Genomic DNA, 18,486 nt, shown 5'->3' on the forward strand with positions numbered 1-18,486 from the left:
AGATGTTTGCGTCTTTACCTCATGATCGCGAGATCTGGGAGAGAATCTTCTCCATGGATGCCCTTGACCGGAAGATTCTTACCGAGCTGCAGTTGGACGGCCGTCTGACGATCACCGAGCTTGCCGCCCGTGTGCAGCTCAGCGTCTCGCCCTGTCACCGGCGGCTGCGTGACCTCGAACGCGAAGGTGCGATCCGCGGCTATCAGGCGGTCATCGACCCGGCAGCCGTCGGCCTGAACTTCGAGGCCCTCGTCTTCGTCACCTTGCGCTGGGAGGCTCCCGACACCGTCGCCGCCTTCGAGTCGGCCGTCGCCGACATCCCGCACGTACTCCAGGCCCAGCGCCTCTTCGGCGAACCCGACTACCTTCTGCGCGTCGCCGCCGCCGATCTGGTCGCCTTCCAGCAGTTGTACGACCAGCAGCTCGCCCGGCTGCCCGGGGTCCAGCGCCTCACCTCCACCCTCGTCATGAAGAACGTCATCGACACCAGGCCGCTGCCTGCCTAGCCAGCCGTACAGGGGAGGGGGAGGGCCTGCCCGGCGAGTCTCGCCGAACAGGCCATCCCCCGTGCGGACTTACCGCTTGAGCAGGAAGCCGAAGTCGCCGGAGGTCCTGCCGCTCAGGCGGACCGCCGAGACGAGCTTCCCCTCGGCGAGCAGTCTCTCGACCTCGGCACGCGAAAGGCCGAAGCCTTCAGCGATCAGCCGCACCGGCCGGACCGGAATCCGCGCCGCGAAACGGACCGAGACCTCGACCGCCTCACCGTCCGGCTCCGCGCACGTCTCGCCCGCACCCGCACCCTCACCCTCACCCTCGCCCTCCGCCCGAACCGGCCCACCGGTGTCGAGACGCCAGGCGTTCTCCCAGTCGAGGGCGATGCGATTGCGGCGTCGCACGACCGGATTCTGGAGCAACTCGGCTGCCAGAGCAGGGTCGTTGTTGTGCAGCTGGTCGAGGAGCTCGGGACGTACGGAGCGTACGTTCGCCCGCTCCAGGACCGTGATCCTGGTGGTGTCCCCGCACATGGCGCACAGCGCGAGGAGCCAGGCGTCGATGAGCTTGTGGTTGGCGTTGACGCGGAACTTGCCGTTTGCCCGGAAGTACGAGGAGGCGCACTTGTGGCAGCGGCGGAGAACGACAGGCAGGCAGGTGGGAGCGACCACCCAGGTTCTGGACATGGAAATACACCGGTTCCCGTGAGAAGACCGCAGCGAAAAGGAGCACGGCGCCCGTGGGCGACGCGCGACGAATCAGCGCTAGGGGTGTCTCACTTGGTGTACAACGGCACGTCCTCAACAGGCCGACAGCGGGCGGGAGCACGGTAGCGACGCACGGGAGTGCGGCTCAACGGGTTTTCGGGGCACCTGCTCGGGCAGCCGGGTCACCTGCCCGGACAGCCGGGTCACCTGCTCGGGCAGCGGTGCCTCCCGGCGCCTGTTCGGGCAGCAGCGCCTTCGCGAGGGACCTGCCGGACGCGGAGATCCACCTGGTGCCCGGCGGCGGACACCTCCTGCTGGAAAGCCACCTGGACACCGTGGCGGGGTGCATACGCGGGTTCCTGACCAGCGCCGTCACCGCGACAGCAGAGCGTTAGCGGGACGTAAGCGACGGACGGCACGCTTGAGGCCGTCAGCAGGTCCGCCTGCGCGTCACAGCAAGGAGCAGGGAGCAAGGGGCAAGTGGGAATGAAGAGGATCAGGGCCGCCGTTGTCGCGGCCGCCGTCCTGGCGGGTCTCGCCGCGACGGCCGCGCCCGCCCAGGCGGTGAGCCACTGCAGCGGGAGCGGCGGCGCCCGCTACATCTGCGAGTACGGGGTCACCGTCCACCGGCTCCCCGACGGTACGAAGCAGGAGTTCCTGGTCGGCACCGACTCGGCGGTGTGGACCCGCTGGAACGACAAGCGCGGGAAGTGGACCGGCTGGCAGTCCATGGGCGGGATCGTCTCGGGCCCGGTCGTCGTCATCGACCGCTTCAGCGGTGGCGACCCCTGGAAGTTCGCCCTGAGCGTCCCGACCCCCGACGGCTGGCGCTACGTCAACATCCGCACCCACGAGGGCGGTTGGAGCGGCTGGCGCCCCATGCCCGACCCGGACTGACCGGGACCGGCTCCGGCGGGGACGGGTGCGCGTGCGCCCGTACCCGCCACCTGTGCCCGTACCCACCACCGCAGGTCCGCCGAAGCAGCACCATTCGCTTACATGGATACTGCAACCGCCTCCGGCGCGCTGTTGTCTTTGCCGTACGTAGCCAAATGATCAACAGTCGACACCAGGGAAGTTCATGCGCCCCCGCACCGCCCCGCTCGCCGCCGCCGTCCTCGCGGTCTGCCTCGGCCTCACGGCCTGCAACGACAGCTCCGACGACAAGGGAGCGGGCGCGAAGGCGGGCAGCAGCGCCCCGGCTCCCGGCCAGTCGTCCGCGTCGTCCGGCACGGGGAGTACGGGAGGTACAGGGAGTACGGACGGCTCCGGCGAGGACACGGGCGCCGACACCGGGAACGGGAGCGGCAAGAACCGCAAGAGCGGCAGCAAGGGCAGCAAGAATCGCAAGGCCGGTGCCACCAGCGGCAACGGGGCTTCCACCCAGTGCACCACCGCCGGACTCGACTTCGCCGTGGCCCCCGGCAGCGGCGCCCAGGCGGTCGACTCCCAGGGCGGCGTCACCATCACCCTCACCAACACGGGCACCGCCCCCTGCTCCCTCAACGGCTACCCGGGCGTCAACCTGATGAGCACCCCCGGCGACACGTGGTCGCTGGCCCGCCAGACCGCGAAGAAGCCGCAGCCAGTGACGCTCCAGCCGGGCGCCGAAGGCTCCTTCACGATCACGTACCTGCCCTTCTCCGCGGCGGGCAACAGCGCGAAAAGCGAGTTCAAGGCCTCGAAGATCGTGGTCACCCCGCCTGGCGAGACCCGCAGCACCTCGCTGCCCTGGACGTTCCAGCCGGTGCTGCGCCAGGACGGCGCGACGCACCCGGGGACGTACGTGGGCCCGATCGAGACCAGCAGCACCGCCGGCAAGAAGCCGACAAAGGTCCGCCCCCCTGCCCCTCACAAGCCGCGCCCCGCAAAGCGGAAGACCCGCTAGACCCACCGGCCCCCCAGCTCACGGAGCCATCCGTACGATCCGCGCGGGCGAGTCCAGCCACACGTACTCCCCGCCCGAGGTCACGCTCAGCCCTGCCCGGTCCCGCGCGGGACGCCCCAGCCGCCCCCACTCCCGGTATGCCTCTTCCACTTCGTCCCACAACCGCCGCGGCCCGTACTGCCCGACCACGTACGACTCCTGCCCGGGTACGAACTCAACGGCCGCCCACGACGACCGATCGTCCGCCAGCACCCAGAGCGTCGCCTCACCGCTCCCGTCCTCAGCCTCGGCCAGCAGGTACCAGGCATCGGCCATCCCCAGCCCCACCCAGAACAACGCGTCACTGTCACCGCACAGTTCACGCGGAGAGATCCGGGTCCGGGACTCGTCCTCCTCACCCCGATGGTGCAGGAAATCCGCGAGGAACCCGCGCCCCGGCCGCCCGTTCCTGCTCCGCATGAACGCCGGAAACCCGCTGAACCGCCCCCGCGCGACCGGCCCGCGCCCCGCGCCTTCCACCACGTCCAGCGCCACGAACGAGTACGGGAAGAAGCTCCCGCCCCACGGCGCGACGATCCGCCCACCGGGCACGACACTCTGCTCGACCCAGGCGTACGGAACGGCCGGCACGGCATAGGTCGCCACCACACGGTCGTACGGCGCCGAATTCGCCCACCCCAAGTCCCCGTCACCACACACCACTTGCGGCGTGAACCCGGCCGCCGCGAGGTTCTTCCCCGCCCGCTCAGCCAGCCCCGGATCGACCTCCACGGAAGTCACCCGCTCCCCGCCCACCCGGCAGGCCAGCCACGCCGCGTGATACCCGGTCCCGGCCCCGAGCTCCAGCACGCGGTGCCGGTCCCGTACGTCCAGCAGCCCGAGCATCTCCAGCATCAGCGACGGCATCGAGCTGGAGGAGGTGGGCAGCCGGTACTCGCCCTCGTCGCGGTCCCCCACCCCCCGCCCGTCGTTCACCTGCGTGACCAGTGCGAGATCCCCGTACGCAGCGACCATCCATCCCTCCGGATCCGCCGCCCGCGAAACGACGCGCCCCGACGTCTCCATCGCCTCCGGCAGAAACCACTCCCGCCGAACGCTGCCGACCGCCTCACGCCAACTGTCCTCCAGCACACCCTTGTTACTGAGGATCTCCACGAGCCGCTCCGGATTGCTCACCCCGACCCCACCCCTCACTTCTTCGGCGGGTTCGAGATGGGCCTGCTCCACTGCCCGTCCGACTCCTTCGGCGACTGCTGCTTGTCCCCGTCGGACCCGCCCTTGCCGTCTCCGTGCTTGCCCATGCGGGTGCCTCTCCCGTGCGGATGGTTGCGAAGCTCGACGTCCACGTCGGTGACGGCCGAGTAGTCGTGCAGGTCTTGAGCCTGCTGCCGCTGCCGCGCCAGGGCCGCGCACACGTCGCAGTCATCAGCGGGCACCGGTGGCCGACCGGGGAGCATCAGATGGACGGGCGGGCTCATCGTCGTCGCTGGCTTCAGGTTGGTCATGGGGCGAGTGTGCTGTCCCCTTGTGGACGTTTCTCCGCCCGATTCACGGACAGTTGGGACGGTGAGCGCTACCGTTCAAGAAGGCCCAAACGTCGCTGGGGGAAGTCTTGAACGTCGCTCTACGATCAGCTATGGCGGACGCGCACTTGACCCCTCGGAAGCTGGCAGCCCGTATCGGGGTATCGACCAAGACGATCGAACGGTGGCTAGCCGACGCCGAGTTGGTCCCCCATGCAAGGAACCGTGTCGACGCCTGTCAGGCGCTGAAGGTGGACGAAGAAATGATCTGGCCGAAGGCTGTGCAGGACCGGGTGAAGACGGGCCACGACCGCGAGCTGGTGCACGCGTACCCGTACCGCTCCGCGTGCCCGTCCACCGTATGGGGCGAGTTGGTCGACAGGGCCGCCGAGGACGTCCTCCTCGCCGGGTACACCAACTACTTCCTGTGGCTCGAACAGCCGGCCTTCGTGGACACCCTCCGCCGCAGACTCGACTCGGGCTGCCGCGTGCGCGTGCTGCTCGGCGACCCCGACGGAGAGGTGACCCGACAGCGCGAGACCATCGAGGACGTGGCGCTGAGCGTGTCCACCCGGATCCGCATCACCCTGGAGCACCTCGAAAGGCTGGGCCCTTCCGACGGCCTGGAAACCCGGTTCAGCAGCACGGAAGACGCCGTCAACCACGTCTCGCTGTCCGTCTTCCGCTTCGACCACGACGCCCTGGTCACCCCCCACCTCGCCCGCCTGGTGGGCCACGATTCCCCCCTCCTGCACCTGCACCGCCGCGAGGAGGGCGGCATGTTCGACCGCTTCGCCGAGCACGCGGAGGAGCTGTGGGGCCGGGGAGTCCCACTCCACGGGTAGGACCCGCGCACGCCCCGCACCGAGTACTACGACGACCCGAACGCCCCGAATCTCAGCCGTGCTCGCTTACGTACTCGGAAAACGGGACCGACGCCTCCAACGCGGTCCGTCGCCACTCGCGATAGGGCTCCAACTCACCGGCGTATGCCCGCCGGTCGATCTGCGTACCGTCCGGCCGGAAGTTCAGGAGGACCACTCGCTCGCCGTCGAACAGCCACCAGTCGGTTCCGGTGAGCGGCAGCCCGTAGTCGTCGTCCGTCACGTCGAGAACGCGGATGTCCTCGCCTGCCGCGATGTTTCCCGGGATGCCCCATGCGAACTGGTATCGCTGGTAGTCGGTGAGGGGACGACTCACCACCCGCACCCGGCCCAGCCGCCTGCCGGAGGCAACGTAGCCGCCGACTCTCGCGTGCCAACGCGCGTTGTGGGCAGCCGATTTGAGCTCGCCGCGCAGGAAGCGGGCAACATTCTCGGCCTCGCTGGGCATGGCGTACGTGGGCTAAGCCTCGAAGCGCCACGCGTCCCGCTCGAAGGAGTCGAACGTCCGACGCCAGGCGTCGCCGTCTAGGAGTATCGCATCACCTCTGCCCACACGTCGATTGTGCCCACACAGGAGCCATGAGACTCGGGACTCGACAGTCGAGACGTTTTCTCTGAGGAATGGATGGTGAGGCCTTACCCGACCACCCGCCCCGGTCGCGGGCGCGTGTGCGCGAGCCTGCGCGGCCGCTCAACTTGCCGTCGTGGCACGCGAGATGACTTTTCGTGACCGTGTCGCGACCACACGTGGCGAGCGTGTACCGTGCGTCACAACAGAACGACCCCCACGCGGTGTTGGCGCACCTCGCAGGGGTCTGACCACTGCGATCGAATCGAGCGATCCCCATGGCTGTTCAGCAGCTTAGCCCTGCCCCGCACGCCCCCGCGCACCCGATGGCCAGTCCCGGGTTCGGGAAGCGGTCCGCGCCCGATCAACAACCGCGCAGCAAAGCCGACTTCGGGCATCTGGGCGCACGAGAAGCCGCGATCGCCTGGTACGTCGACAGGTTGCCGGACGGCGCCGACATCAGCATCAAGACCCTCGCCCGCGAACTCCCCGCCTACGGCCAGCAGGCCGTCGCCACCGCACTCCGCAACCTCTCCGCCGCCGGTCACCTGCGGCGATTCCGCGAACCCCTGTGCGGCGCCGACGACACCGTCCGCTGGGTGCAGCGCACCTACTTCTCCCGCACGCAGCGGCCCGACGCCTGGTGGCAGTCCATGGTGCGCGGCGAGAGCACGGAGGAGGAGGCGGCGGAAGGGGGCGGGGGCACAGAAGAGCGCGCCTACCGCGCGATGGCCCAACTCGCCCATCAAGTACCCCAGTTGACCCTCTCCGAGAACGCGTGCCGCGAGCTCGCCCCCTACGCCGCCGAGTGGCTGCGGCGCGGGGCCTCCGAGGACCGGCTGCTGCGGGGGATCGGGCAGATCGTGCCCAAGGTGGTCCACAGCCCGTTCGCGTTCGTACAGGCGAAGCTGATCAGGGAGCTGCCGCCCGAGCTGCCCGCGCCGCGCCAGGGCGTACGGACCATGGAGTGCAGCGTGTGCCACGCGCCCGGGGAGCCCGCCGCGCTGCCCGGTGGGCTCTGCCGTCCCTGCCGCAGCCAGCCGTACGTGCCCGAGGAGCGCGGGCTGGCCGCCGATGTCGTACGGGGGAAGGCCGCGCGCATCCGGTACGACATGCGCGAGCGGGAACTCGCACAGCCCTGAACGTGCGGCCCCTCAGCCCCCGCCCCCCGCCCGGATCAGGCTCGCCAGCCGCCGCGCCGTCCCCACGTCGCAACGCCCCAGGTCGATCAGCGGCACCGGGACCTCACGTGCGCAGGACGCCGAGTCCAGCGTGAGGGACGGGAGGCTCAGGCCGGCGGCGGTCAGAGCCTCGCGGAGGGCGCGGATCGCTTCTTCGGCAGCTCGGATGTCGAGCTCTTCGGTAGGCATGATCCATATCTCTACCGTCCGTACCGTGCTTATGCATCAAGAGAGTTGAAAGCCGAGCCAAGTGGACCAAATCGACGTGCGTCGGGACGGGAATGGGCGGGTTCTGCGGCTTGTTGAAGGCGGATATGCCTCCCTCTGATCAGTCGCCTCAGTCGCCTCCACGCGCCCGCGCCCGCGCCCGTATGCCCCTCGCCGTCTACATGCTCGGCCTCTCCGTCTTCGCACTCGGGACGAGCGAGTTCATGCTGTCGGGGCTGTTGCCGCCGATCGCGCGGGACATGGACGTGTCCATTCCGCAGGCGGGGCTGCTGATATCCGCCTTCGCGATCGGGATGGTGATCGGGGCGCCGCTGCTGGCGGTGGCGACCCTGCGACTGCCGCGCCGTACCACGCTCATCGCGCTGATCAGCGTCTTCGGGGTCGGGCAGGTGGCGGGCGCGCTGGCCCCGACGTACGAGCTGCTGTTCGCCTCCCGCGTGGTGAGCGCCTTCGCGTGCGCCGGGTTCTGGGCGGTCGGGGCGGCCGTCGCGATCGCCATGGTGGACGTGGGCTCGCGGGCCAAGGCGATGGCCGTGATGATCGGCGGACTCAGCATCGCCAACGTGCTCGGCGTCCCGGCCGGGGCCTTCCTGGGCGAGAGCCTCGGCTGGCGCTCCGCCTTCTGGGCCGTCGGCGCCGCCTCCGCGGTCGCCCTGGTGGGCGTGGTCACCCTCATCCCCCGTATCCCGCTGCCCGATGAGAAGCCGCAGCTGAAGCGGGAACTGGGGATCTACCGGGACCGCCAGGTGCTGATCGGGATCGCCATCACCGCCCTCGCCGCCGGTGGCGTCTTCTGCGCCTTCAGCTATCTGTCGCCGCTGCTGACGGACGTCGCAGGACTGGACGCGAAGTGGGTGCCGTGGGTGCTCGGCCTGTTCGGGGTCGGGGCGCTCGTCGGGACGACCGTGGGCGGCATGATCGCGGACGCGCGGCCGTTCGGGGTGCTGTTCGGCGGGATCAGCACCTCCACGGTGCTGCTGGCGGCCCTGGCGCTCTTCGGCGGGACCGCGGCCGTCGCGGTCACCCTCTCCTTCGCCCTCGGCTTCTCGGCCTTCTTCACTGCCCCGGCGCTCAACGCCCGGATGTTCAACGTGGCGGGCGCGGCCCCGACCCTCGCGGGCGCGACCACCACCGCCTCCTTCAACCTCGGCAACACGGGCGGCCCGGCCCTCGGCGGCTCGGTCATCGACGCCGGGTGGGGCTTCTCCGCCACGGCGTGGGCGGGCGGCGCGATGACGGTGGTCGCGGTGGGCCTCGTACTCCTGTCCCTGCGCTGGCAGCGCTCGGACACGGAGCGCTCCCTGCTGGTGGCGGGCTCGGCGGGCACCGTGAAGGGGAACGGGAACGTGTCCGCGCCGACGGGCGCCGCCGTGGAGGGCGTCGGCTCCAACCGGTAGCGGCGGTGCCCCGGGGTCTCCCCCGATCGGTCACCACTCATTTACATGTACACCGCAACCGGCCCCGGTCCAACGGTGTCTTCACGTACGACACGTAGAACACGTAGAACACGTACGACCACTGAAGACCCACACGTCACACCCACCCCCGGGGGACACTCCATGCGCCTGCGCTCCCTGCCACTCGCCGCCGCCATCCTTGCCGCAGGCCTCGGCCTGACCGCCTGCAACGACGATTCCGGTACGGGAGGTACCGGGGCGGGGACAGCCGCCCCGAGCGCTCCGGCAGCCGCCTCCTCGGTGGGCTCCGGCAGCAGCGGCGGCGACGGCTCGGGAGACTCGCCCGCCCCCGAGCCGTCCAAGGCGTCCGGTGGATCCGCCTCGACCGGCGGCTCCACCGGCGGCTCCACCGGCGGCGGAGGCATCGCCGCCGCCGCGAAGTGCAAGACAGCCGCGCTGGGCTTCGCGGTCGATCCCGGCGGCGAGCCCCAGGGGACCGACGGCGCGGGCCACGTCACGATCACCCTCACCAACAAGGGCACCGCCCCCTGCTCCCTCAACGGCTACCCGGGCGTCGACCTGATGAGCGCCCCCGGCGACACGTGGTCGCTGGCCCGCCAGACGTCCGAGAAGCCCAAGGCCCTCACCCTGGACCCGGGCGGCGACGTCTACTTCAAGATCACGTACCTGCCGTACACGGCGGAGGGCAACTCCAAGCAGAACGAGTTCAAGGCCGCCACGATCACCATCACTCCGCCCGGCGAGACGGAGTCCAAGGACGTGCCGTGGCCGCACAAGAAGCCCGTCCTGCTCCAGGACGCCGCCACGCACCCCGGTACGTACGTGGGCCCGGTCAGGGGCGAGTAGCCGAGCGGCCCGCCGGACCCCGGGTGCGCCCCGCCGGACCCCGGGTGCGGTCCGGCGGGCCTCGGACCGGGTCCGGCGGGCCTGGGACCAGGTCCTGCGAGGCCCGGACGGGGCTGCTGACGTACCCCTCAGGCGTACTGCGGGCGCGCGGCGGCGACCCCGACCCGCCTGGCCCCCGAGGACGGCACGTTCAGCCCGTGGGCAAACAGCGTCGCCTCGACCCGGTTGGTCACCCCGCACTTCATGTAGACCGAGCTGATGTGGTCCTTCACCGTGCCGACGTGCAGCGCGAGCCGGCCCGCGATCTGGTCGTTGCTCAGACCGTCGCTGAGCAGCGTCAGCACGTCCCGCTCGCGCGGAGTGAGGTAGCCGAGGCGCACCGCCCGGTCCGGCATGGTGGCCCACACCTTCAGCCCGCTCGCCAACAGGCGCACCACGTGCACGAGTTCGGGGCCGGTGAGCGACGCGGGCAGGATCCCGTTCAGGTACCGCGTGTACCCGGCGGCCGACGCGCAGCTGCCGAAGCCCCCGTATCCGGCCAGGGTCAGGGGCTCGGGGCGGGCCAGCGCCGCCGAGAGGAGCATCTCGTGCCGCCCCGCGGGCCCGTCGATCCGGCCGATCAGCGCCAGCCCGGCGTCCACGGCGGCGAGCGCGCCCGGCACCTCCGCACTGGTCAGCACCGCGCGGACCGCCATGTCCGGCGCGCCCTCGCGGGTGAGCAGCGACTCCAGTTCTCTTCCCGCCGACTCGTCGTCGTCAATGATCAGTACGCCTATCACGGCTGATTCCCCCTCGGAACCGCGACCGAACGGTGCGCCACAGCCTGTGAAGTGATGGTCAGTCACCTCTGTGGACTGCGATCCGGTCGCTTGGTCAGTTCTTGATCCACTCGACGGTGATGGTAGCTCCTGAGATGGGCCGATTCGATCCGAGAAGGGCGTGATCCGACCCCCTTCGATCGGCGGAGTACGTACGACGGGGTGCGAAGTGCGGGGTACTCGGCGGCGGCTGCGGCTGGCACGCTGGCAACCGCGCTCGAACAAGATCATTCCGATCTCGGCTCCCGCCCCGCTCGAATCGGGGCGGGAGCCCTCCCCCGCGAAGGGGGAAATCGAGCCTAGTCCCCGAACCAGTGGGCCCGTCAGCGGCCCCATGGAGGTTGTCATGAAGAAGTCCTACAGCCGTGCCGCCGTCGCCGGTGCCGGTGTCGCTCTCGCGGGCAGCGCCCTGATGCTGCTCGGTGTCGTCGCCCCGTCGGTCCTGACCGCGTGGTTCGGCTTCACCTCGGCCCAGGCCACCGGTGCCGCCGCCGCCATCATGGCCGGCATGGACGTGGCCACCGCCCTGTCCGTCTTCGGCGGCGTGACCGCCGCGGGCGGCTGGGCCCTGTGGCTGCTGCGCAAGGCCGTCGGCCGCCAGGCCATCGTCAAGTAACCCATGTGCGGCGGGGGCCGCGGCACGAACCGCCCCGCGGGACGTCCCGCGGCCCCCGCCGACCGGAACCGAGGCCTGCCGCATGAACGCACTCCGTCCCCCCGCCCTGCCCGCGGTCCTCGCACTGCTGCACAGACAGCGGGCCGCACTCGCACTCGGTGCGCTGTGCTGGTTCGGCGCCCTGCTCACCGGCTGGTTCGCCGGTGGGGAGATGCGGGGCACGGTGGTGCGGACACCGGCGGAGCCAGGTGCCGGGCTGTGGTGGTCGATCTTCAGCGCCAACGCGAGCGTGGCGCTCCTCGCCTTTGCGGGCGTCATCACGTTCGGGCTGGTCACCGCACTCTTCAGCCTGGTCTCCGGGATGCTGACCGGCCTCGGGCTCGCTCAGGCGACGGCCCTGGGCGGCTCCGCCGTGATGGTGCGGCACATCCTCCCGCACGCCGTGGTGGAAATGCCCGCGATCGCGGTCGCCGTCGGCGCCGGGCTGGTACCGCTGGCGGCCGGGATCCGTGTCCTGGCCGGCCGGGCGCACAAGCGGCCGCGCGTACGGGACATGCTCGTCGACTCCGTTGCGCTGCTCGGCTGTTCGCTCTTCCTCCTCCTCATCGCCGCGACGATAGAGACTTGGGTAAGCACGTGATGAACCGCTCCACCGCGCAGGCCGCCACCCCGTCCGCGCAGGTCACCGCTCCGTCCCCCGGCCCGTGGGGAACGGCGCCCGTGCCCGCCGACCCGAAAACCTCAAGGGCTCCGGAGACCCTGCAGACCCTGCAGACCTCGGAGACCTCGGAGACCCCGGAGACCTCGGAGACCCTGCAGCCCCCGGCTCCGTCGGCCCGCGGCGGCAGCCGGAAGGCTCAGTTCCTGGCGCTGCTCGCGATGTGCCTGCTGATGGGCGCGACCATGAGCCGGTTCACCGACGTCTTCCGCACCGAGGCCGCCAAGAAGCTGCCCGACGCGACGCCCGGCGAACTGAGCCTCGCCACCTGGTCGGCCTGGGCTGCGAGTTCCTTCTTCAACGTCCTCGCCTACCTCGCCCTGGTCCTCGCCCTGGGCGCGCTCGGCGCCGTCATCTGCCGACAGTTCGGCGCACGGGCGGACTTCAGGCCGCTGCGGCAGCTCGTCGGCACTGTCCTGGCCGGCTACCTGGCCCTGCGCACCGCCGCCTTCCTCGTCCTCACCACGGCCGATGTGAACCTGCACGCCCTGCTGGAAGGGCTCTCCGCACCGGACCCGAGCCTGCTCCTCGCCGCCGGAGCTCTCGCCCTCACGATCCGGCGCGCGCACCCCGGGCTCGGGGCGGCCCGGCTGGGGACGGCCGCGGTGCTGCCGGTCGCGGCCCTCGGGCTCCTGCAAGCAGTGCTGTGACCAGTACGCCCCCGGTCGATGGAAGTCACCGGAACACTGTGACCAGCACACCCCCCGTTCCACGAAAGTCGCCGGTATGAACTCACGCCACAACACCCCGAAGGGCCGCTCCGGTTCGGCCTCCGCGAGCGGCAGGAAGGGCGCTCCCCGCCGAATGGCGACTCTGGGCAAACGGCAGCGGATCCTGATCGTGGCGGCCCTGCTAACCACGGCCCTGGCCTGGACCCGGGCCTCCGTCTACGGGCGGTCCGCCGACCAGGTGCACGACGCGGTCCGGCTGTCGGGGCGGGTGGCCGAGAACAACCAGGACTTCGTGATCAACGCCCAGGACGCCCTGCAGTACGGATGGTTCGCCTTCCCCGCGGTGCTGCTGCTCCTGACGGCGGCCGTCGCACTCGTACGGGTCGGGCAGTACGTACTGATCGGCGTCGCGGGCCTCGCCGGTCCTGTGCTCGGGCTCGCGGGTCTGCTGTTCCCCTCGACCGGGCCGCTCCAGGTCCTGGCGGGGCTGTTCCTGGCCACCACCGTGCTGACCGTCGCGACCGCCGTCGTCCCCGGGCGGAGCCGGTGACCCGAGGTGCCCGTGCCGTGCTCGCCCTCGCACTGGCCGACGCCCGGCGCAAGATCAATCTGCTCCAGGGGCGGGCCGCGCCCCGCTGGGCCGTCGGCGCGGTACTGGGCTTCTACGCGCTGGGAGTGCTGGCCGCACTGGGCGTCGCGCTCGGCGCGGGAGCGCTGACCGCGCACTTCGCACCGGTGGAACCGGCAGTAGCGGACCTGGTCCCTGCGGTGGCCCGCCACTCCTGGCTGCCCGCCGTCCTGGCGACCGCCGCACTCGCGCTCGCCGCACGCCCCGGACTCGTCCGGCAGGTCGTCCACCCGGCCGACCTTCCCGTACTCCGTACGCTGCCGGTGACGCCCGGTCAACTCCTCGCCGTACGCCTGGTGTTGCCGACCTTCGCACCCGCTGCCGGGTTCGCCGCCGCCCTCGCGGCCTTCCTGTGCACCTGGCTCGGCGCCACCGCGGCCGGGCGGGCGCTGCTGCCGCTCGTGCTGGCCGTCGGGTGGGGCGCAGTGCTGGTGGGCACGGCGGCACGGCTGTGCGCGGAAGGACTCGTCGCCGTGGCGCCCGCCCGCGGCGCCCGGCTGCACACGTTCGTGTGGGTGGCCGTGGCGGGGGCCGTCCTGGGCTGGGCCGCCGCACCGCTGGCCCAGGGGCTGCGGGCCAGGGGCCCGCTCACCGAGACGCTGCCCCGTGCGCTCGGCGACACGCTGGCGGGGTCCCGCCCCGACTGGTGGGACACCCTGCTCCGGCAGGGACCCGGCGGGCCGGCCCTGGCGGCGGTGACGCTCGCCGCCCTGCTCGCCGCCCTCGGCTGCGCGGCCCTGCGCCACGCGGCCGGGCACCGGGTCATGCGGGAGGAGACGGCGCCCGCGATCCGGCTGCGAACACAGCACGGCACCGGCGCACCGCACGACACCGACGAGCACGACACCGACAAGGCGGTACGGGGGAACGGCCCGGCCGTCGCCGGGCACGGCGCCGCCGGGCACGCCGTCCCCGTCGGACGGCCCGGCCTGCGAGAGGTCGTCCGGCTGCTGGTCGCCAAGGACGTCCGCGGTGCGCTCCGTGCGCCGCGGACCGCCGTCGCCGGGCTGCGGTTCGTCCTGCTGGCCGGTACGGCCGTGCTCGCCGCCGGTGTCGCGCACGCCCTCACCGCCGACGGGCGGGCGGCACTCGCGATTCCGCTCCCCGCGTCCGCCGGTGTCCTGGTGACCGTCCTGCTGCTGGCCGCCGACGAGGCGGTGCAGATCTTCGGCATCGAGGCCGAGCGGCGTTCCTGGGACCTGCTGCGGATGTCCCCGCTTCCACTCGGTGCGCTGCTCGCGGGCAAGGCGGCCGGGTTCGCGCTCGCCGTCGCCGTGGTCGCCGCCCCCGCCGCGGCGGGCTGGGCGCTGCTCGCCGTCGGTCTCGGGCCGCAACTGCTGCCGCTGGCGGCGATCGGTGCCGCGGCCGCGGCCGCAGCGGCCGCGGCGGTGATCGTCACGGCACTGGTGATGCCCCCGGCCGAGGCCCCCGGACACGGCCGCCTCACCCGCTCCCCTGCGGCCCCCCTCGTCCAGGCCGTGCTGGCGGCGATCCTGATGCTCCCGGCGACGGCTTCCCTCCCCCTGCTCCCCGAAGGACCGGGCACCGGTCCCGCGCTGGCACGCGCGCTTCCCGCACTGCTCACCCTGGCGGCCCTGGCCGCGGGAGCGTGGGCACTGCGCCGTCACGACGGACTGCTGCGAAAGGTACGGCCATGATCCGGATCGAGAACCTGACCGTACGGTTCGGTGCCGACACCGTCCTCGACCGGCTCGCCCTGGAGGTGGCGGCCGGCCGGCTCGCCCTGCTCAGCGGGGCGAACGGGGCGGGCAAGAGCACACTGCTGCGCGTCGTCGCCGGACTGACACCGCCGTCGGACGGCCGGGTCACCGTCGGCGGGCACGACCCGCAGGACCGGGCGGCCCGCGCGCTGCTCGGCTTCGTACAGGACCAGCCGCCGCTGTACGAGTACCTGACCGTGCGCGAACACCTGGCCCTGGTGGCGCGGCTCTGGCGCACACCGGTGCGGGAGTCCCTGGACGGCCTCGACAGGTTCGGCGCCGCGCGGTGGTCCGAGACCCTGGTCCGCGACCTCTCCCTCGGGACCCGCAAGAAGGTCGGCCTGGCGGCTGCCACCCTGCACCGGCCGCACGTGGTGCTGCTGGACGAGCCGTTCAACGCGCTCGACCCGGAGGCCGCCGACGAACTCGCCCTGCTCCTGGGCGAGTGGCGCGACGAGGGCCGCACCGTGGTCGTCTGCAGCCACGAGCGGGCCCGCGTGGCCGGGCTCGCCGACCGGCACGTCGTCCTCGACGCGGGCCGGATACGGGACGCCGGATCAGCAGGCACGGACCGGGTACGGGACGACAAAACAGCAGACACGGACCGGGTGCCGTCACCGCGCACCGAACACGAACAGGAGGCCCAGGGCCGGTGATTCAGCTCCGCTCCCTCACCAAGCGCCACCAGGCCCTGACCGCGGTGGACTCACTCACCTGCGACATCCGGCCGGGCGCCGTCACCGGCTTCCTCGGCCCCAACGGCGCGGGCAAGTCCACCACCATGCGCATGATCCTCGGCCTGGACCGCCCGACGTCCGGCACGGCCACGGTCGCGGGCCGGCGCTGTGCCGACTTCCCCGACCCCCTGCGCGAGGTCGGCGCCCTGCTCGACGCGGGGGCGGTGCACGGCGGGCGCACCGCCCGCGACAACCTGCTGCACCTCGCGCAGAGCAACCGCATACCCGCCCGCCGGGTGGACGAGGTCCTCGGCCTGGTCGGGCTGGACGCCGTCGCGGGGCGCAGGCTCAAGGGCTTCTCGCTGGGGATGCGCCAGCGCCTGGGCATCGCCGGCGCGCTGCTCGGCGATCCGTCGGTGCTGGTGCTCGACGAGCCGGTCAACGGGCTCGACCCCGAGGGCATCCACTGGATCCGGCACCTTCTGCGCGGGCTGGCGGCGGAAGGCCGTACCGTCCTGATCTCCAGTCACCTGATGAGTGAAGTGGCCCTGTCCGCCGACCACTTGGTCGTCATCGGCAAGGGAAGGCTGCTCGCCGACCTGCCGATGGCGGAGTTCGTCGAACGGTCGTCGGTCGGGACGGTACGGGTCACGACACCGCGGCCCGCTGACCTCTCCGCCCTGCTGGACCGGGCCGGGATCGCCCACGAGGAGGTCGCGGACACGCCGGGCGCCTTCGAGGTGCACGGGGCGCGGGCCGCGACGGTCGGCGACCTGGCGGCCGGGGCGGGGGTGGCGCTGCACGAGCTGCGCACCCGCCGGGCGTCCCTGGAGGACGCCTACTTGAGCATGACCTCGAACCATGGCGAGTACCGGGCCCTCACCGGCCGGTACCCGACGGACGGAGCCTGAACGATGTCGGTCGAGACAAGACCCGTGCCGGTCCAGCGGCAGGCCCGGTTCACCCCCGTGGCCCGGCGCAAGGTGCCCGCCGTTCTGCTCGCGGAGTTCACCAAGCTCCGTACCGTCCGCTCCACCGCCTGGACGCTGCTCGGCGCCTTCGCGGTGACGGTCGTACTCGCCGGGTGCTTCTCCCTGCTCTCCCGGCACGCGTCGGGCCGGATCGCGCCGGGGGACGACCCCGGCGCCGACCCGGTGTTCACCAGCTTCGCGGGAATGGTGCTGGGCCAGCTGGCCATGGTGGTGTTCGGGGTGCTCGCGGTGTCCGGCGAGTACGCGAACGGCGCACTCGGCACCTCGCTCCAGGCCGTTCCGCGCCGTGGTCTGCTGCTCGGCTGCAAGGCGGCCGTCGTGGGCGGACTCGCACTGGTGGTGGGCGAGGTGACCGCGTTCGCGTCGTTCTTCCTGGGCCAGGCCGTCCTCGGCCCGTACGGCAGCTCGATCGGCGCGCCCGGGGTGCTGCGGGCCGTGGCAGGGGCGGGCCTGTACATGGCGCTGCTGGCGGTGTTCGCGCTGGGCGCCGCGACCGCACTGCGCTCCGCGCTGCTCTCGCTCGGCCTGCTGGTGCCGTTCTTCTTCCTGGTCTCGCCGATCCTGGGCGCGCTGTCCACGACCGGCAAGGTCGCGGAGTTCTTCCCGGACTCGGCGGGCATCCGGATCGCCCAGGTGGTGCAGCAGCCGGGAGTGCTCGGGCCGTGGAGCGGTCTCGGCGTGCTGGTGCTGTGGACGGCGGCGGCGCTGGGGGCGGGCGCCGTCGCGCTGTGCCGCAGGGACGCCGGCTGACCGGACGGCAGGGCGGCAGGCAGCAGGCGGCAGGCGGCAGGCGGGGCCTAGCCGGTGACCGTACGGAAGTCGGTGCCGGTCAGGTCCTCGCTCGCGTCCCACAGCCGTGCCGCGACCGAGGTGTCGGCGAGGTGGTTCCACACCGGTTCGCGCCGGGGCCTGCCGCGCAGGCCGAAGACGCGCGGGCCCCACAGCTGTCCGCCGCGCACGCCCGGGTCGAGCACCGCCCGGACGGCGGGCCTGGCACCGGCGTGCTTGCCCTGGACGAGGAGGGCGGCCGGTGCCGCACGAAGCCGCGCGCCGGTGGTCCGCACGTGGACCGGCGGGCGGGACGGGGTGAGCGGGTCCAGTGCGCCGCCGGGATGGACCACCACGCTCGCCACCGTGCTGCGGGCGGCCCGCAGCCGTCGGTCGAGTTCCAGACCGAAGTACATCTGGGCCAGCTTGGAGCGTCCGTAGGTGCGCTTGGGCCGGTAGTCGTGCCGGGACTGCAGGTCGTCCAGGTCGAGCCGCTCGGACTTCGCCGCGAAGCTGCCCGTGGTCACGATGCGGGCCGCCGGTGCGGCCGACAGCAGCGGCATCAGCCGCCCGGTCAGCGCGAAGTGCCCCAGGTGGTTCGTGCCGAACATGAACTCGTGGCCGTCCGCTGTCTCCTCGCGCGGCGGGTCGTCGAGCGCGACCCCGGCGTTGAGGACCACCGCGTCGAGGCGCTCCACCCCCAGGTCCGCTTCCAGCGACCGCACCGCCGGTCCGAGCGAGGCGAGGTCGGCGAGGTCCAGCCGTACGGCCAGTACCCGCGCGCCGGGTACGTGCGAACGGATCGAGGACCGGGCGGCTTCGGCCTTCGCGGGATTCCGGCCGGCCAGTACGACAGTGGCTCCGGTCGCGGACAGCTGCTCCGCGACGAAGTACCCGATGCCCGCGTTGCCGCCGGTGACCAGGAAGACGCTCCCGTCGGCACGCGGCAGCCGGTGGACGTCCCAGGGCGGGGTGGCGGCTCGGGAAGATCCGGAGGTTCTGGGTGATGGCATACGGCCAAGGTGCCAGCGCCCACCGACAGATCACCCATCGATCACCGACAGGCGTCCACCGACAGGCACGGCGTCGGACAGACACGGCGTCGGACAGACACGGCGTCGGACAGGCTCGGCGTCGGACAA

General features: G+C 72.0%; 22 protein-coding genes and 2 pseudogenes. 16 read left to right on the forward strand and 8 right to left on the reverse strand.

Features of this window, described 5'->3' with window-relative positions:
* Nucleotides 1–53: 53 nt before the first annotated feature.
* Nucleotides 54–506 (forward strand): Lrp/AsnC family transcriptional regulator, encoded by a 453-nt coding sequence (locus ACH4SP_RS40540; protein WP_398423192.1) that lies wholly within the window; start codon nucleotides 54–56, stop codon nucleotides 504–506.
* Between the two features lie 69 nt (nucleotides 507–575).
* On the opposite strand, the gene ACH4SP_RS40545 is transcribed toward ACH4SP_RS40540, so the two are convergent.
* A complete protein-coding gene (locus ACH4SP_RS40545; protein WP_398423194.1) occupies nucleotides 576–1,178 on the reverse strand; it encodes a DUF1062 domain-containing protein in 603 nt (200 codons plus the stop codon).
* A gap of 114 nt (nucleotides 1,179–1,292) precedes the next feature.
* Nucleotides 1,293–1,418 carry a hypothetical protein gene (locus tag ACH4SP_RS40550; RefSeq protein ID WP_398423489.1) on the reverse strand — a complete coding sequence of 42 codons (126 nt, stop codon included), beginning with the start codon at nucleotides 1,416–1,418 and terminating at the stop codon, nucleotides 1,293–1,295.
* Between the two features lie 20 nt (nucleotides 1,419–1,438).
* Between ACH4SP_RS40550 and ACH4SP_RS40555 the strand changes: the two are divergent.
* From ACH4SP_RS40555 to ACH4SP_RS40565, 3 genes and pseudogenes are all read left to right on the forward strand, one after another.
* Nucleotides 1,439–1,594 (forward strand): annotated as a pseudogene (locus tag ACH4SP_RS40555) (alpha/beta fold hydrolase); the annotation flags it as partial.
* A gap of 91 nt (nucleotides 1,595–1,685) precedes the next feature.
* Nucleotides 1,686–2,096, forward strand: a complete 411-nt coding sequence (locus ACH4SP_RS40560) for a hypothetical protein (protein ID WP_398423196.1) — start codon at nucleotides 1,686–1,688, stop codon at nucleotides 2,094–2,096.
* A gap of 184 nt (nucleotides 2,097–2,280) precedes the next feature.
* A complete protein-coding gene (locus ACH4SP_RS40565) occupies nucleotides 2,281–3,087 on the forward strand; it encodes a DUF4232 domain-containing protein (protein WP_398423198.1) in 807 nt (268 codons plus the stop codon).
* A gap of 18 nt (nucleotides 3,088–3,105) precedes the next feature.
* Here the strand turns inward: ACH4SP_RS40565 and ACH4SP_RS40570 are convergent, their stop codons facing one another.
* Nucleotides 3,106–4,263 carry a methyltransferase domain-containing protein gene (locus ACH4SP_RS40570; RefSeq protein WP_398423200.1) on the reverse strand — a complete coding sequence of 386 codons (1,158 nt, stop codon included), beginning with the start codon at nucleotides 4,261–4,263 and terminating at the stop codon, nucleotides 3,106–3,108.
* 14 nt (nucleotides 4,264–4,277) lie between these two features.
* Nucleotides 4,278–4,592 (reverse strand): hypothetical protein, encoded by a 315-nt coding sequence (locus ACH4SP_RS40575; RefSeq protein WP_398423202.1) that lies wholly within the window; start codon nucleotides 4,590–4,592, stop codon nucleotides 4,278–4,280.
* Nucleotides 4,593–4,873: 281 nt separating this feature from the next.
* On the opposite strand from ACH4SP_RS40575, the gene ACH4SP_RS40580 reads away from it, so the two are divergent.
* Nucleotides 4,874–5,455 carry an XRE family transcriptional regulator gene (locus ACH4SP_RS40580; protein WP_398423204.1) on the forward strand — a complete coding sequence of 194 codons (582 nt, stop codon included), beginning with the start codon at nucleotides 4,874–4,876 and terminating at the stop codon, nucleotides 5,453–5,455.
* A gap of 52 nt (nucleotides 5,456–5,507) precedes the next feature.
* Here the strand turns inward: ACH4SP_RS40580 and ACH4SP_RS40585 are convergent.
* Nucleotides 5,508–6,029: pseudogene (locus tag ACH4SP_RS40585) on the reverse strand (DUF6879 family protein).
* Nucleotides 6,030–6,388: 359 nt separating this feature from the next.
* On the opposite strand from ACH4SP_RS40585, the gene ACH4SP_RS40590 reads away from it, so the two are divergent.
* Nucleotides 6,389–7,204: a hypothetical protein gene (locus ACH4SP_RS40590; RefSeq protein ID WP_398423206.1), complete on the forward strand. Its 816-nt coding sequence runs from the start codon at nucleotides 6,389–6,391 to the stop codon at nucleotides 7,202–7,204.
* A gap of 12 nt (nucleotides 7,205–7,216) precedes the next feature.
* Here the strand turns inward: ACH4SP_RS40590 and ACH4SP_RS40595 are convergent, their stop codons facing one another.
* Nucleotides 7,217–7,432, reverse strand: coding sequence for a hypothetical protein (locus ACH4SP_RS40595; protein ID WP_398423208.1), 216 nt, complete (start codon nucleotides 7,430–7,432; stop codon nucleotides 7,217–7,219).
* A 182-nt stretch (nucleotides 7,433–7,614) separates the two neighbouring features.
* Here ACH4SP_RS40595 and ACH4SP_RS40600 point away from each other — a divergent pair, with 182 nt between their 5' ends.
* Nucleotides 7,615–8,868 carry a Cmx/CmrA family chloramphenicol efflux MFS transporter gene (locus ACH4SP_RS40600; protein WP_398423210.1) on the forward strand — a complete coding sequence of 418 codons (1,254 nt, stop codon included), beginning with the start codon at nucleotides 7,615–7,617 and terminating at the stop codon, nucleotides 8,866–8,868.
* Between the two features lie 162 nt (nucleotides 8,869–9,030).
* On the forward strand, nucleotides 9,031–9,735 hold the full coding sequence (locus tag ACH4SP_RS40605; protein ID WP_398423212.1) for a DUF4232 domain-containing protein: 705 nt from the start codon (nucleotides 9,031–9,033) through the stop codon (nucleotides 9,733–9,735).
* A gap of 128 nt (nucleotides 9,736–9,863) precedes the next feature.
* Here the strand turns inward: ACH4SP_RS40605 and ACH4SP_RS40610 are convergent, their stop codons facing one another.
* Nucleotides 9,864–10,514 (reverse strand): LuxR C-terminal-related transcriptional regulator, encoded by a 651-nt coding sequence (locus ACH4SP_RS40610; RefSeq protein WP_398423214.1) that lies wholly within the window; start codon nucleotides 10,512–10,514, stop codon nucleotides 9,864–9,866.
* A gap of 385 nt (nucleotides 10,515–10,899) precedes the next feature.
* Here ACH4SP_RS40610 and ACH4SP_RS40615 point away from each other — a divergent pair, with 385 nt between their 5' ends.
* The 8 genes from ACH4SP_RS40615 to ACH4SP_RS40650 all read left to right on the forward strand — a co-directional run bounded on the left by ACH4SP_RS40615 (nucleotide 10,900) and on the right by ACH4SP_RS40650 (nucleotide 17,326).
* Nucleotides 10,900–11,169 (forward strand): hypothetical protein, encoded by a 270-nt coding sequence (locus ACH4SP_RS40615; RefSeq protein WP_398423216.1) that lies wholly within the window; start codon nucleotides 10,900–10,902, stop codon nucleotides 11,167–11,169.
* Nucleotides 11,170–11,251: 82 nt separating this feature from the next.
* The gene (locus tag ACH4SP_RS40620; RefSeq protein WP_398423218.1) at nucleotides 11,252–11,809 is read left to right on the forward strand and encodes a stage II sporulation protein M; all 558 of its coding nucleotides are present in this window, start codon (nucleotides 11,252–11,254) and stop codon (nucleotides 11,807–11,809) included.
* Nucleotides 11,794–12,537, forward strand: coding sequence for a hypothetical protein (locus ACH4SP_RS40625; protein WP_398423219.1), 744 nt, complete (start codon nucleotides 11,794–11,796; stop codon nucleotides 12,535–12,537). Before ACH4SP_RS40620 ends, ACH4SP_RS40625 begins: the two co-directional genes overlap by 16 nt.
* Before the next feature lie 76 nt (nucleotides 12,538–12,613).
* Nucleotides 12,614–13,108 (forward strand): hypothetical protein, encoded by a 495-nt coding sequence (locus ACH4SP_RS40630; RefSeq protein WP_398423221.1) that lies wholly within the window; start codon nucleotides 12,614–12,616, stop codon nucleotides 13,106–13,108.
* Nucleotides 13,109–13,125: 17 nt separating this feature from the next.
* A complete protein-coding gene (locus ACH4SP_RS40635) occupies nucleotides 13,126–14,844 on the forward strand; it encodes a hypothetical protein (protein WP_398423222.1) in 1,719 nt (572 codons plus the stop codon).
* Entirely contained in the window at nucleotides 14,841–15,563 is a 723-nt protein-coding gene (locus ACH4SP_RS40640; protein ID WP_398423223.1) for an ABC transporter ATP-binding protein, read from the forward strand. The genes ACH4SP_RS40635 and ACH4SP_RS40640 overlap by 4 nt, the downstream gene beginning before the upstream one ends.
* Nucleotides 15,560–16,495 carry an ATP-binding cassette domain-containing protein gene (locus ACH4SP_RS40645; RefSeq protein WP_398423226.1) on the forward strand — a complete coding sequence of 312 codons (936 nt, stop codon included), beginning with the start codon at nucleotides 15,560–15,562 and terminating at the stop codon, nucleotides 16,493–16,495. The genes ACH4SP_RS40640 and ACH4SP_RS40645 overlap by 4 nt, the downstream gene beginning before the upstream one ends.
* A 3-nt stretch (nucleotides 16,496–16,498) precedes the next feature.
* Nucleotides 16,499–17,326, forward strand: a complete 828-nt coding sequence (locus ACH4SP_RS40650; RefSeq protein ID WP_398423228.1) for an ABC transporter permease — start codon at nucleotides 16,499–16,501, stop codon at nucleotides 17,324–17,326.
* 47 nt (nucleotides 17,327–17,373) lie between these two features.
* On the opposite strand, the gene ACH4SP_RS40655 is transcribed toward ACH4SP_RS40650, so the two are convergent.
* Nucleotides 17,374–18,357, reverse strand: coding sequence for an SDR family NAD(P)-dependent oxidoreductase (locus ACH4SP_RS40655; RefSeq protein ID WP_398423230.1), 984 nt, complete (start codon nucleotides 18,355–18,357; stop codon nucleotides 17,374–17,376).
* Between the last annotated feature and the right edge of the window lie 129 nt (nucleotides 18,358–18,486).

This window comes from Streptomyces sp. NPDC021093, assembly GCF_044333135.1.
GTDB lineage: Bacteria > Actinomycetota > Actinomycetes > Streptomycetales > Streptomycetaceae > Streptomyces.